The organism is Pseudomonas sp. GW460-LB5, from assembly GCF_059423245.1.
Genome location: NZ_JBWKXT010000046.1, coordinates 39,037 through 52,880 on the forward strand (window position 1 = coordinate 39,037; position 13,844 = coordinate 52,880).

Consider the following 13,844-nt stretch of genomic DNA (forward strand, 5'->3'; position numbering starts at 1 on the left):
ACATTACCTGGGTTGTAGGTCGGGTTCGGCCAGTTCCATGACCGGGCTGCTGTTCAGCCGGCGGACCATCTGGATGTAGGCCACGCCCAGCCCTGCGATTGACCAGTACACCACCGGGATGAAGGTGATGCTGCTGACGGTGAAGATGATCACCAGAATGCCGATCAGCGTTGCCAGCAGCACCCGCCCCAGCTGTCGTCGTTCGTCATCCTTGTCGGGAAAACTGAGCATGGCCCTGCGGATGCCCCTCAACACCACGGCAAAGAAGGCGACGAACAGACCGAGCCCGACCAGCCCGACCCGCAGCGCCAGGTTGATGTAGGTGTTGACGATGTCGATGATGCCTTCGCCCTGGATCATCGACTGCATTTCCGGGGTGTTGCGGAAGTCGAACGAGCCGAACAGCGGGTTGCGCTGGATGACGATCCAGGAGTTGTCCATCAGCCGCTCGCGGTAAGTGATGTTCTCTTTTTCGATGTTGCCGATGTAAGGCAGCAGGTCCAGCACCTTGTCGCCGCCCGGCACGACGGTCAGCAAGGGCAGCGCCAGCATGCCAGCCGCGCCGAGCAGCGCCAGGCGCCTGACCGCGCCTTTGCCCATGGCAATGAACACCACCACGATGACCACGACCCCGATCCACGGCCCACGTGACAACGGCGCGAACAGCCCGGCGGCCAGCAGCAGGGCGCCCATGGCCTTGTGCAGCGGGCGTTGCACATAACCCTGCACGAACAGGAACAGGCCGATGGCCACGCTCATCACATAACCCAGGGCAATCGCCTGGCCGGTGGTGACGCTGGCCCGCAGCGCGCCGCCGCGGCTGAGGTAACCGGACATGCTCCATGGCACGCCCATGGCGTCGATCAGGGCGCTGTACAGCAGCCAGTGGCGCACATATTCGGCCACGGCGATCAGCGCCATGACGAAAGCGGTTAGCACGAAGGCCAACAGGGTGTCCTTGAAGTCGCTGATCTGGCGCAGCCCACGGCTGGCCACGTAATACGGCAGGAATACGTCGACGTACAGGTACAGCGCCTGGCGCAGGGTGTCGGTGAGGGTGGTTTCGCGAAGGTACAGCACGCTCATCAACACCAGGCCGGCGGCCAGCAGCCTGTCGGCCCAGGTGCGGCCGAACCGCAACGTGTCAGCTTGCCGCCGCAGTTGCAGCGCGGCCGGCAGCAGCACGCAGAGGGTGAGCAGGCGGATATGGTTCAGGTCGACCAGATAGTTGACCACGCCGAACCCGGGCACCTGCACCGATGCCGGCGGAATCAGGAACAGCAGCATGTAGAACAGCGCCATGGGGTTGTGCTCACGGCGCCCGGCGAGCAACAGGATGACCGCGCCCGCCCCCAGATACAGCCAGAAGCTGTGCGAGACAAAGGCCAGCACCGTCAGCACAAACCAAAGATTGCGCCTGCGCTTGTAATCGCTGAGCGCAATGAGGTCGGTGGCAGGCCGCCGCGCCATCAGGAAGACCACGCTCGCCAAAAACAGGATGACGATCAACGCACGAAAATGTTCAGGCATCGGCTATGTACACCTTTCCCTTGGTGGGCAACGGCTAGCATCGTGGCTAATTGAAACTATAGTGACTTTTAGCCAATCAGTCAGAGATTGAAGTCATGCCGTCGATTGATGTGTCAGCCGCTGCGAGCCTGCGCAACCGGGCCCTGAGGGCCGGGTCGTGGAACCTGGTCTCGCAGGTGGCTTCTCAGGTGATGCGCCTGGGCGGCAATCTGATCATGGCCCGCTTGCTGCTGCCGGAAATGTTCGGGGTGATGGTCATCGCCACCACCGTTTCGGTACTCCTGCATCTGCTTTCCGATGTCGGCCTGCGCCAGAACATCATCCAGAGTCACCGTGGTGACGATCCGGACTTTCTCAACACCGCCTGGACCGTGCAGATCATTCGCGGCTTCCTGTTGTTTGCCCTGACCCTGCTGCTGGCCCTGGGCGCCTGGTTGGCCCAACTGGCGGAACTGTGGCCGGCGGACTCTACCTACGCCGCCCCGGTACTGCCGATGGTGCTGGCGGTAACCGGGCTGTCGGCGGCCATCTGGGGTTTCCAGTCCACCAAGATAGATGTGGCTGTAAGAACTTTCCAACAGAAGCGCGTGGTGCTGGTCGACCTGGCCTCGCAGGTGGCCGGCCTGGTGGTGATGCTGGTGCTGGGCTTGCTGACCCATTCGATCTGGGCCCTGGTGATCTCCGGCCTGGTGTCGGCCGTAGCCTGGACCGTGCTGGGGCATACCGCCCTGGAGGGGCCGAACAATCACCTGCGCTGGGACCGTACGGCGCTGACTGAGTTGATCGTGTTTGGCCGCTGGATCCTGTTGTCGTCGATGGTCGGCGTGCTGGCCATGTACGGCGACCGCATCTGGTTTGGCGCCAGCATGTCGGCGGCGCAACTGGGGGTGTATTCGATTGCCGTGCTGATCCTTGGCGCGGTGCAGACCGCGCTGATGAAAATTGTCGGGGCGGTGGCGCTGCCCGCTTTCAGTGAAGCAGCCCGGGCCGACGACAAGGAACGCCTGACAGCGCTTTATCACCGCTTTCGCCTGCTGGTCGACCTGCTGGTGCTGTTCATCTGTGGTGGTTTCCTGACCGCCAGCCCGCTGCTGATTGGCTGGATGTACGACGATCGCTACCGTGAAGCTGGCCCTATGCTGGCAATTCTTTCGCTGTCGTTCATCGTAATGCGCTATACATTGGCTCATCAGGTGTGGATTGCCCTTGGCCTGACCAAGTATCAGGCCATGGACAACATCATCCGCCTGGTCTCGCTGTGGGGGCTGCTACCGCTATTGCTGGCGATTGGTGGTGTGGAGTGGGCGATCTGGGGGGTTGCCCTGCATGCCGTGCCGACACTGGTGCTGGTCGTGTATGTGAACTGCAAACTGGGTATGTTCAGCCTCAAGCGTGAGCTGGTGGTGCTGCCGATGCTGCTGGTCGGGGCGCTGTGCGGAGCGTTGTTGACGGCCTTTTTCAACTGGCTTTGAAGCAGCGTGCTGGGTGGAACTTTCATGGGTACAGGTCACGGGATCATGGGGAAGCTCACTTTTTGTACTGCGCAGTTGGGCCGTAGAGGCTTTCTCCAGAGTTGTGTCTTGCTCGGTGTGGGTGGCGCGGTGTTTGGCGTCTCGGCGTCCGTTGCAGGCAAACCTGTCGAGCAGCCTGGGTTCGTGGTGATCAACGGTTGGGTATTGCCTTCCCGTTATTTCCGGAACGAGCCAGCATGATCAAGGACTTTCAGCAGCAGAAGGCGCTGCGCGACGACTACGATTTTTGCATCATCGGTGCCGGCCCGGCGGGTATCACGTTGGGCTTGCGCCTGGCCGCCGCCGGCTGGAACGTATTGCTCGCCGAAGGCGGGGGGCGCGAGTATGCGCCGCACTCGCAAGGGTTGTACGCGTGCGCGTCCACGGGCCTGGAGTTGTATGCCGAGGAGACCCGCCTGCGTTATCTGGGGGGCACCTCCAACCACTGGGCTGGCCGTTGCCGGCCATTCACCCCGTCGGACTTTACCGTCGGCCCGCCAGGTGACTTGCCGGGTTGGCCTATTCCTTATTCGGAGATCGAGGGCTACCTGCCGGCAGCCATGGACATCGTCGACCTGCCACCCGGCGCGGATTTTCGTGCGATGAACACCGGCCTGGATGGCGGTGACTTCGAGGCGGACCGCTTTCTGCTCAGCACGCCCACACGCTTTGCGCAAAAGTACGCCACGGCACTGGAGCAGACCAAAGGCCTGGACGTTTTCATCAACTGCAACTGCGTAGACCTGGAATTCGACAAAGGCTCTGGCCATCTGACTGCGGTGGTGCTATCCGACTACGAGCGCAATCGTCAGCGCCTGGTGGCCAGAAACTTCATTCTGGCCACCGGTGCCATCGAAAATGCCCGGCAGTTGCTCAACAGCCACACGCTGGTGGCGGCAGGCGTGGTGAACAAGGAAGGGCTGGTTGGCGGGTGTTTCATGGAGCACCTCAACATCGACCTGGGCACGTTCATCCTGAAGTCCGGGCAGGACCCGGAGCCGCGCCAGTACTACACCACCGATGCCTTTGTCGACGAGTACAAGGCCGGTAAAGGCAATGTCACTGCCGCGTTGCTGGCCGATGTGCAGACGTATGGCCGCACTGCCGAGGTCAAGCATTTTCTGGAGAACCTGGCCTGTGACATGGGGGTTGCCGGCAAGATCGCCTTCGTCGCCAAGTTCAGCTGCCCCGGCGACGGCGTGATCAGCACCATGATCGAGCAGTTCCCCAACCTGCACAGTCGCATCTCGCTGCTTGACGAGCAGGACGCACTGGGGGTGGCCAAGGTCAATGTCAACTGGGCGCTGAGCGCCGATGACCGACACACCATCAAGTGCATTGGCAGCGAACTGGCCAAGCAGTTCGCCGACATGGACCTGGGCTTCGTCAAGCTTAACGACTTTGTCTACGACACTTCGATACCACTGAAGATGGCACCGCACGCCCACCACATGGGCACCACACGCATGGCTGCCTCGCCGCAGTTCGGCGTTGTGGATGCCAATTGCAAGGTGTTCGGTACCGAGAATCTTTATGTCGCCGGCAGCAGTATCTTTGCCAAAGGTGGCGCCTCAAACCCGACCATGCCCCTGTTGCAGTTTGCCGTGCGGCTGGCCGACCACCTCGATACCAAGATGAGAGCGGCCAGCGGCGCCGCTGCGTGAAGCAGGTTGTACACGGGTTGAGTGCGCTGCGGTCAGCACCTAGAAGAACGAGACCGGAACGCCTCAGGACACTCCAGATTGTTCAGATCGCGAGGCCAGGCAGTATGAAGGGATGGATACGCAAGGCAGTGGCGCACTACGCCCATGCAACCGGGCGCGGGGGCAAGTTCTACAGGAGGTTCTGCAACCCTTCTGGTCTTGAATGGGGGGCCTATCTCGCCCGATGGGGTAACTTTCACTCAGTTGGCAGCAATTTCTTCGTCAATACAGGCTGTAAATTCCTTGACCCTTCGCTGGTACGTATCGGTAACAGCGTTGGCCTGTCCGACTGTACGTTGATCGGTCATGACGGGGTGGTTTTACTGATCGAACATCGCTTTGGCAAGCACCTGGATTCGGTCGGTTTCATTGATATCAAGGACAACTGTTTCATCGGCCATGGTGCGATCATCATGCCCCGCGTGACCATCGGCCCGGAATCGATCGTGGCTGCCGGCGCGGTGGTGACCAAGGACGTGCCGCCAGGCACCGTATTTGGTGGCAACCCGGCCCAGTTCATCTGCACCACCGAGCAGCTGATCAAACGGGTCGAGGCGCGTTGCGAAAGCTACCCGTGGATCGAACTGGTAAAACAGCGCAACGGCGCTTACGACCCGGAAGTTGAACCGCTGTTGATGGCGCAAAGGCGGCAATACTTCTTTGGGGACGGCAACAATGGCTAGCAAACCAGTGGATGTCATGGTGGTCAACTTCAATACCGCCGGGCTGCTGCAGCCGATGTTCGATGCGCTGCGCCGGGCCGACAGCGAGCGGCTGGCCAGTTACCTGGTAGTAGACAACGCATCGCGCGATGACTCGGTGCAGCGCATGGCCCAGGTGTGCCCCGAGGCACTGCTGCTGAGCAACAAGCAGAACGTGGGCTTCGGCCGGGCCAATAACCAGTTGCTGGCGCACCTGAAGGGCAAGTACGCCTTGCTGCTCAATACCGATGCCTTCGTTGCCGCCGACTCCCTGCAAAAAACCCTCGACTACATGGACGCCCACCCGGAGTGCGGCGTGCTAGGGGTGCGCCTGGAAGGCCGTGACGGCGATCTGCAGCCCAGCTGCCGCTACTTCCCTACGCCGCTCAACGTGTTTGTCGGGCGTACCGGGCTGGGGCGGTTCTTCCCGGGGCTGAAGATGGTCGATGAAATGACCTGGGACCACGCCTCGGTGCGCGAGTGTGACTGGTTACCGGGTTGCTTCTATCTGGTGCGCCGCGAAGTGCTGGACAAGGTGGGCCTGTTCGACCCGCGTTATTTTCTTTATTACGAAGAGGTGGACCACTGCAAGCGGGTGAAGGCAGCCGGCTGGAAAGTCGTGTTCTACCCGCATACCACCGTGGTGCACATCGGGGGCGAAAGCTCCAAGTCGGTGGCAGAGCTGGAGGCGGCCAGCCGGCAGATCTCGTCCTACCAGATCGAAAGCGAGCTGTTGTATTTCCGCAAGCATCACGGGGTGGCGGGCCTTGCCCTGCACATGGCGCTGGTCACCCTGGGTGACCTGGTGCTGGCACTCAAGGCGCTGTTGAAGCGACGCGGCTGGGGCGCGATTCAGGCCTGCTGGCGTCATTGCCGGGCGACCTGGTCACTGTTGTTCAAGACCCGGTACGCCAGCCAACCGACAAGGTAGGTAAAGCCATGTTCGAGAATATTCGTGCCGACCTGCGCGCCCATGGCGGGGATTGGGGGGCGCAGGGCTTCTGGGTACTGCTGGTGTATCGCTTCGGCCGCTGGCGCTACACCGTGCGCCCGGCACTGCTGCGCAAACTCTTCTCGCTGATCTACAAGGTGCTGTTCAAGTTCGTGCAGATCATCACCGGTATCGAACTGCCCTGCGAAGTGGTGATTGGCCGCAACTTCGTCATCGACCATTTTGGCGGCATCGTCATCAGTGGTTATGCCCGGTTTGGCGATGACTGCCGTATCCGCAACGGCGTGGTAGTGGGCTTGAAGAATGTCGATGAACCGATTGCCCCGGTGTTTGGCAACAACGTCGATATTGGTACCGGGGCCAAGGTGCTGGGCAGCATTCGTATTGGCAACAACGTGATCATTGGCGCCAATGCCGTGGTGCTGGCCGATGTGCCGGACAATTGCCTGGCGGTAGGGGTGCCGGCCACCATCAAGGCCAGGCAGCCAGTTGCCACGGCGCCCGTCGAGTGACGCCCATGGCGGCTGCAATCGGTGTGGTGGTCATCGGCCGCAACGAGGGCCCGCGCCTGGAGCGCTGCCTGCGCTCGCTGGTAAACGGTGCTGGGAAGGTCATGTATGTCGACTCGGGCTCCACCGACAGTTCGCTGCAGCTGGCCCGCAGCCTGGGTGTGGAGGTATTGGCGCTGGACATGGCCATCCCGTTCACCGCCGCCCGCGCGCGCAATGAAGGTTTCAGCGCCTTGCAGCGGCTGCTGCCGTCGATGCAACTGGTGCAGTTTGTTGATGGCGATTGCGAGGTGGATGCCCACTGGCTGGCCACGGCGCAGCTGTTTCTCGACCAGCATCCCGAGGTGGCGGTGGTGTGCGGTCGCCGGCGGGAGCGCTTCCCGGAACGCTCGGTGTACAACCTGCTGTGCGACCTCGAGTGGGACACCCCCATCGGTGAGGCCAAGGCGTGCGGTGGTGATGCGCTGATGCGGGCAGACGCGTTTGCTGCTGTCGGGGGCTTTCGCGCCGAGCTGATCGCCGGTGAGGAGCCTGAGCTGTGCGTGCGTTTGCGGGCCAAGGGCTGGAAAGTCTGGCGCCTGGCCGCCGAGATGACCTTGCACGACGCCGCCATGACCCGTTTCAGCCAGTGGTGGCGGCGCAGCCTGCGTGCTGGCCATGCCTATGCCGAAGGGGCCTACCTGCATGGTCAGCCGCCCGAGCAACACTGGTTGCGCGAGTCGCGGCGGGCCTGGTTATGGGGCCTGGGCGTACCCTTGGTAATCGTGCTGGCCTGCCTGCTGCTGGGTGGCTGGGGCCTGCTTTTGCTGTTGATCTACCCGCTGCAGGCCGTGCGCCTGGCGCGCCGTGGTAGTAAGTCGGCGCGCGAAAACTGGCTCCAGGCAGTGTTCCTGGTGCTGGGCAAGTTCCCGGAAATGCTCGGACAGGTGAAGTTCTTGCGCCACCGCTTCGCGGCCGGCAAATCGGCTTTGATCGAGTACAAGTGAGAGATGACCATGATGCTCGGCACCCTCGTGAAAAGCGTGTTTACCTTGCAACCGGGCTACTCGTTGCGGGCGTTGAACAACAAGTACAAGTTGATGCTGCAGATTGCCAGGCAATGGCCTGAGCTGCATGGCTTCATGCAGCGCATGACGGCGGCGTTGGGTGAGCAAGGTGTACAGCGCTTGGGCGTGGACTGCATCGGTGTGGTGCAGTGGCCTTACCTCAGCAAATCCTGGGAAGCCCCGCAGCGCCTGGCGGTGATCGCTTCGCACTTTGAAGTAATGGCCGGTCAGTTTCCGACGCTGTTACTGCTGGGGCGGGACGAAAGCCTGACGCTGTGCGAGCTGTCCAGCCATTCGCCAGGCTGCAGCCTGGTGCTGGACCGGCCGATCTGGTTCAAGCGAGAAGGCGAGTTGGTGCTGAACCTGTTTCAGGGCGACCTGCGGGTGGCTTCACTGGCGTTCACCCTGAGCCGCAGCCACGGTGAGCTGTACCTGTTCATCGGGGCCGTGCAGGGCATCCACAAGGGCATCGACAGTGAAACCTCGCTGACCATCTATCGTGACCTGACCAAGGACTTCGAGGGCCTGCGCCCGCGCAGCCTGGTGCTCGAAGCGCTGAAGTGCCTGGCCCGGGCGTTGGGTGTCGCGCACCTGTATGCCGTCAGCGATGCCTGCCGGCACCACCGGCACGCTTATTTTGGCAGCGACAAAGGCCAGGACCTTGCGGCCAACTATGACGTCATCTGGCAGGAACACGGCGCCAGCGCCTCGAACCAGGCGGACTTCTTCACCGTACCGCTGGCCCCGGCGCAGCGGGCAGAAAGCGACATTCCAGCAAAGAAGCGGGCGATGTACCGCCGCCGTCAGGCGATGCTCGACGATGTTTTCTCACGCTTGCAGGCAGCATTGCCGAGCAGCAGTCACAACCTTGGACTACAAGGAAAACAGGGGGATGCATTTGCTGTGAGTGCATCGGCAGTGGACAAACCGCCCGTAGTCGACAGCCTGAAGTGAGGGTTGGCAGGGAAGGTAGGTCATCAAGCGGGTTTGGATCTGGATTCGTATGCGCATCGCTTACTTCATCAATCAGTACCCGAAGGTCAGCCACAGTTTCATCCGCCGCGAGATACTGGCGCTGGAGCGCCAGGGCGTAGAGGTACAACGCTTTGCCTTGCGGGGGTGGGATGCCGAATTGCAGGATGCCGAGGACACGGCCGAGCGGGCCAGGACCCGTTATGTGTTGCAAGGCGGCATAAAAGGGTTGCTGACGCCTGCGTTGCAGGTGCTGCGCGCGCAACCGCGGCGCTTTTTCCAGGCCTTGAGGCTGGCCATGCGCCTTGGCCGGCGTGCTGACCGCCCGTGGCCGTACCACCTGGTGTACCTGGCTGAGGCCTGCCAGCTGTTGCAGTGGCTGCAGGCCGATGAGGCCAGGCACGTGCATGCCCATTTTGGCACCAACTCTACCGAGGTGGTCATGCTGGCCCACCTGCTGGGCGGTCCCGCCTACAGCTTTACCGTGCACGGGCCGGAGGAGTTCGACAAGCCGCAGTTCTTGCACATGGGCGAGAAGGTGCGGCGTGCTGCTTTTGTGGCAGCGGTAAGTTCCTACGGGCGCAGCCAGCTGTTTCGCTGGGTGGCGCACGAGCACTGGGCCAAAGTGAAAGTGGTGCATTGTGGCCTGGAGCGAGGTTTCCATGAGGTGGCGCCGGTCAACGTGCCGGCGGTGCCGCAGCTGGTGTGCGTCGGCCGGCTCTGTGAACAGAAAGGCCAGCTGTTGCTGCTTGAGGCGGCGCGTCAGCTTGCGCAGCAGTCGATTGCCTTCGAACTGGTCCTGGCGGGTGACGGCGAGATGCGCGAGCAAATCGAGGCTCTGATTACCCGTCATGGCTTGCAGCAGCACGTGCGCATCACCGGCTGGATCAGCAGCGCACAGGTGCGCGAGGAAATCCTTGCCGCACGTGCGCTGGTATTGCCCAGCTTCGCCGAGGGCCTGCCGGTGGTGATCATGGAGGCCATGGCCTTGCGCCGACCCGTATTGACCACCTATGTGGCGGGTATCCCGGAGCTGGTGCGCCCCGGCGAAAACGGCTGGCTGTTCCCCGCTGGCGCCGTGGAGGAACTGGCCCAGGCCATGGCCGAGTGCCTTGCGCAACCCGCCGAAGCGCTGCAGCGCATGGGCGAGGCGGCTTACCAGCGCGTGCTGCAACGGCATGATATCGACACCGAGGCGGCCAAGCTGGCCGGCTATTTCAAGGCATCCGCATGATGAGTGTATTGAGTTGGTTACTGGGCCTGCTGGCGGTGATCGCCTTTGTGCCTGTGTCTGTGTTTTTCTTGCAGATGCTGCTGGCTTGCCTGCCGCCGCGCACGCGGCCCTTGGGCGTCAGCGTGCGTCCGCGGGTGGCAGTGTTGGTACCGGCCCATGATGAGGCTGCGATCATTCGTGCAACGCTGGCGAGCGTAACCCCGCAGTTGCTGCCAGGCGACCGCTTGCTGGTGGTGGCCGACAACTGCACGGACGACACGGCGCGGCTGGCCCGTGAGGCCGGCGCCGAGGTGGTGGAGCGCTTTGATACGTTGCTACGTGGCAAAGGCTACGCGCTGGACTTCGGCGTACGCCACCTGGCCGAACAGCCGCCCGAGGTGGTAATTGTGGTGGACGCCGACTGCCAGGTAGGCGAGGGGGCGATTGACTGCCTGGCGCGTCGTTATCACCAGGCCCAACGCCCGGTGCAGGCGCTTTACCTGATGCGCGCACCCGCCGGTAGCGGGCTGAAGGTACAGGTGGCCGAGTTTGCCTGGCGTGTCAAGAACCTGGTACGGCCGCGTGGCTGGGCCCGGCTGGGGCTACCGTGCCAATTGATGGGGGCAGGCATGGCATTCGGTTGGCACGACCTGGCCCTCATCAACCTGGCCAATGGGCACTTGGTGGAGGATGTAAAGCTGGGCCTGGACCTGTGCCAGCAGGGCAAGCCGCCGGTGTTCTGCCCCGAGGCGTTGGTCACCAGCCAGTTCCCTGCAAGCCAGCAAGGCATGAACAGCCAGCGCACCCGCTGGGAGCATGGCCACCTGGGCTTGATGCTGGCGGATGCGCCCAAGCGTGCGCTGGCCGCCATCCGCCAGCGCAACGGTAGCCTGCTGGCCATGACCCTGGACCTGCTGGTGCCACCGCTGGCGCTACTGGTGCTGGCGTTGCTGGGGCTCAACCTGGTGACCTGGCTGGCCTACCTGCTGTCAGGCCATGCGGCGCCTGCGTGGATCGCACTGGCTGCGCTGGTCATGCTCGGCCTTGCCGTTGTGCTGGCGTGGGCACGCTTCTGCCGTGAGCTGATCCCGTTTTCCGTGCTGCTGTACGCGCCTTTTTACGCCGCAAGGAAAATCCCCCTGTACCTGGGGTTCCTGATCAAGCGCCAGGTCGAATGGGTGCGCTCCAAACGGGATGATGACTGATGGCTCAGTGGCAATGGCAGAAACGCTGGCGGGGTATTATCGACACGCTGGAGGTGGTGCCTGACAGCGCCGCAGCGCAACGCCTGCTCGACAGGCTTGCCACCCCGGACTCTGCAACCGTACTGGGCTTCGTCAATGCCCACGCAATGAACCTGGTGGTGCGCGACGGCGCGTATTGCCAGGCGTTGTCGGCGGCCGATGTGCTGTTGCGCGACGGCTCTGGCATGGCGATCCTTTATCGCCGGTTGGGCCTGGAGCCTGGGCTCAACATGAATGGCACCGACTTCATTCCCAGCCTCATGGAGGCATACCGCGGACGACGGGTAGCATTCTGGGGCACGCAGCAACCGTACCTGAACCAGGCTGTGCAACGCAGCGAAGCTTTGTTTGGCGTGGTGCCGGTATCGGTCCACGATGGCTTTGCCAGCATCGACACCTACCTGCAACTGGCCCGTGAACGCCAACCGGAGCTGATCGTGCTGGGGATGGGCATGCCCAAACAGGAAGCGGTGGCGGCCAGGTTGGCAGCTGTCGGCGGGCCATGCCTGATTGTGTGCGGCGGGGCGATTCTGGATTTCCTGGGTGGCAAGGTCAGCCGGGCACCGCAGTGGCTGCGGCATTTGGGGGGCGAGTGGGCCTACCGGCTGTTACGCGAGCCGAAGCGCCTGTTCATGCGTTATGTGGTGGGTAACCCATTGTTCTTGCTGCGCACCCTGCTGTGCCGCAAGACAGCCGATTCGGCCAGTGGAACCCTATGAATCGGCCAAAATCCGCGCTGATGGCGGGTGGCTGCTACAGTGAGATCAGTGGCTTGGGGGCTGCACGATCCTGCTTCACTGGCGTTGAATAAGCTGTTTTCAAGGCTTGATGTTTGATGGACGGCACTTGCTACGCTCAAATAGATGAGGTCTGAAATGGTTTTCGAACCCAGAAGCAGTCGTTCCTTACTCCAGAGAAGAAGCAGCGTCAGTAACGCCATTCAGGCGGGGCTTGATGGTATTGCAGTCACCGGTATTGCCTGGTACCTCATCTACGACCAGTTTGGTTACATTACCTCCGATTATGTAATCATGCTGCTGTTGCTGATTGGCGCACTGGCGGTCATCTACGACCATTATGCAATCTACCGTACCAACGTTGGCCTTTCGATCAAGGCGTTCCGCCTGTTCAAGGCGTGGTCGGCGACGTTCTGTTTTCTTGTGGTCATGGCGTTTTTGACCAAACAGAGTGAAACCTACTCCCGGTTGTTGGTCGTGCAGTTGTTTATCATTGGTTATATTGCCCAGTTGTTCTTGCATTTTGCGGTTCGTGAACTGCAAAAACGCTTTACCGCGCATGCGCGCCTGGACAACGCCCTGATTATCGGCAACGGCGATCTGGCCAATTTTCTTTACCAGAAGATCAGCAACAACCCCTGGTTTGGCGAACGGGTGCTGGGGTGTGTGCTGACTGACAAAGCCGGCGAACAGGGGCAGGAAAGTGCCGAGGGCAAGCAACGCCTGCCCGTGCTTGGGCACATTGCAGAGCTGGATGAAATCGTTGCCCGACATGGCATTCGCACCGTCTACCTGGTGACCCCGCTGGGGGGCTCAGAGGTCATCAACGATGTGTACTTCAAGTTGCTCGACAAATGCATCGCTGTGAACTGGGTGCCGGATATCTTTTCGTTGCGCCTTATCAATCACAGCGTGCGGGAAATTGCCGGCATTCCTGTGCTGACCCTTTCTGAAACGCCGTTGACGGGCATGAGCCTGTTCCTGAAAAATATCGAGGACCGCGTGTTGGCGGCATTGATACTGTTGTGTGCATCGCCTGTATTGCTGGGCGTTGCGCTGGCCATCAAACTCACCAGTCGCGGGCCGGTGTTCTTCCGCCAGGAGCGCACGGGCTGGACGGGCGAGTCGTTCCGTATCTGGAAGTTCAGAAGCATGCACGTTCACCAGCCGGACAATGGCGTGGTTAAACAGGCGCAGAAGAATGACCCGCGGCTGACTAAAATTGGCGCCTTCATCCGCCGTACCAGCCTTGATGAACTGCCACAGTTGTTCAACGTGCTGACCGGGGAAATGTCGCTGGTTGGGCCACGGCCACATGCGTTGCAACACGACACGTTGTATTCCCAGGACATCGTCGATTACTTTGCCCGCCACAACATCAAGCCGGGCATGACCGGCCTGGCGCAAGTGCGCGGTTTCAGGGGGGAGACCAAGGACATTGAGCAGATGATCCAGCGGGTGGACTCGGACATCGAGTACATCAACAACTGGTCGCTGTGGCTGGATTTTGTGATTCTGGTACGCACGTTGAATGCGTTTACCGGTAAGCAGGCATATTAATTAAAGTGCAATCCCGGCAGCAGTGTTGTGGGCGCGGGCTTGTCCCGCCAATAGCAGGCACGCGGTGCATGGCACCGGCTTGGCCGGTGTTCGCGGGGCAAGCCCGCTTGTGTCTTGGAGAAGGAATAGAATCTGAAGTGAGAGCGGTGAATGGCAAGCTGATAGC

General features: G+C 61.6%; 12 protein-coding genes. 11 read left to right on the forward strand and 1 reads right to left on the reverse strand.

Going from position 1 to position 13,844, the window contains the following annotated elements:
• Window positions 1-3 precede the first annotated feature (3 nt).
• Complete coding sequence (locus AC07XM_RS23285) at window positions 4-1,530, reverse strand: O-antigen ligase family protein (RefSeq protein WP_016487259.1); 1,527 nt, start codon at window positions 1,528-1,530, stop codon at window positions 4-6.
• A 95-nt stretch (window positions 1,531-1,625) separates the two neighbouring features.
• On the opposite strand from AC07XM_RS23285, the gene AC07XM_RS23290 reads away from it, so the two are divergent.
• From AC07XM_RS23290 to AC07XM_RS23340, 11 genes are all read left to right on the forward strand, one after another.
• On the forward strand, window positions 1,626-3,002 hold the full coding sequence (locus tag AC07XM_RS23290) for an oligosaccharide flippase family protein (RefSeq protein WP_016487258.1): 1,377 nt from the start codon (window positions 1,626-1,628) through the stop codon (window positions 3,000-3,002).
• 236 nt (window positions 3,003-3,238) lie between these two features.
• Window positions 3,239-4,705, forward strand: a complete 1,467-nt coding sequence (locus tag AC07XM_RS23295) for a GMC oxidoreductase (protein ID WP_096426106.1) — start codon at window positions 3,239-3,241, stop codon at window positions 4,703-4,705.
• 104 nt (window positions 4,706-4,809) lie between these two features.
• Window positions 4,810-5,427 carry an acyltransferase gene (locus AC07XM_RS23300; protein WP_016487256.1) on the forward strand — a complete coding sequence of 206 codons (618 nt, stop codon included), beginning with the start codon at window positions 4,810-4,812 and terminating at the stop codon, window positions 5,425-5,427.
• Window positions 5,420-6,376, forward strand: a complete 957-nt coding sequence (locus AC07XM_RS23305; protein ID WP_016487255.1) for a glycosyltransferase family 2 protein — start codon at window positions 5,420-5,422, stop codon at window positions 6,374-6,376. Before AC07XM_RS23300 ends, AC07XM_RS23305 begins: the two co-directional genes overlap by 8 nt.
• An 8-nt stretch (window positions 6,377-6,384) precedes the next feature.
• Complete coding sequence (locus AC07XM_RS23310) at window positions 6,385-6,909, forward strand: serine O-acetyltransferase (protein ID WP_023048151.1); 525 nt, start codon at window positions 6,385-6,387, stop codon at window positions 6,907-6,909.
• A 5-nt stretch (window positions 6,910-6,914) separates the two neighbouring features.
• Complete coding sequence (locus AC07XM_RS23315) at window positions 6,915-7,892, forward strand: glycosyltransferase family 2 protein (RefSeq protein ID WP_016487253.1); 978 nt, start codon at window positions 6,915-6,917, stop codon at window positions 7,890-7,892.
• 9 nt (window positions 7,893-7,901) lie between these two features.
• On the forward strand, window positions 7,902-8,906 hold the full coding sequence (locus AC07XM_RS23320; protein WP_031312020.1) for a VirK/YbjX family protein: 1,005 nt from the start codon (window positions 7,902-7,904) through the stop codon (window positions 8,904-8,906).
• A 49-nt stretch (window positions 8,907-8,955) separates the two neighbouring features.
• A complete protein-coding gene (locus AC07XM_RS23325) occupies window positions 8,956-10,158 on the forward strand; it encodes a glycosyltransferase (protein ID WP_016487251.1) in 1,203 nt (400 codons plus the stop codon).
• Entirely contained in the window at window positions 10,155-11,342 is a 1,188-nt protein-coding gene (locus AC07XM_RS23330; RefSeq protein ID WP_016487250.1) for a glycosyltransferase family 2 protein, read from the forward strand. Before AC07XM_RS23325 ends, AC07XM_RS23330 begins: the two co-directional genes overlap by 4 nt.
• Window positions 11,342-12,100, forward strand: coding sequence for a WecB/TagA/CpsF family glycosyltransferase (locus tag AC07XM_RS23335; protein WP_095115345.1), 759 nt, complete (start codon window positions 11,342-11,344; stop codon window positions 12,098-12,100). The genes AC07XM_RS23330 and AC07XM_RS23335 overlap by 1 nt, the downstream gene beginning before the upstream one ends.
• Before the next feature lie 156 nt (window positions 12,101-12,256).
• Window positions 12,257-13,678, forward strand: a complete 1,422-nt coding sequence (locus AC07XM_RS23340; protein WP_016487248.1) for an undecaprenyl-phosphate glucose phosphotransferase — start codon at window positions 12,257-12,259, stop codon at window positions 13,676-13,678.
• The last annotated feature ends 166 nt before the right edge of the window (window positions 13,679-13,844 follow it).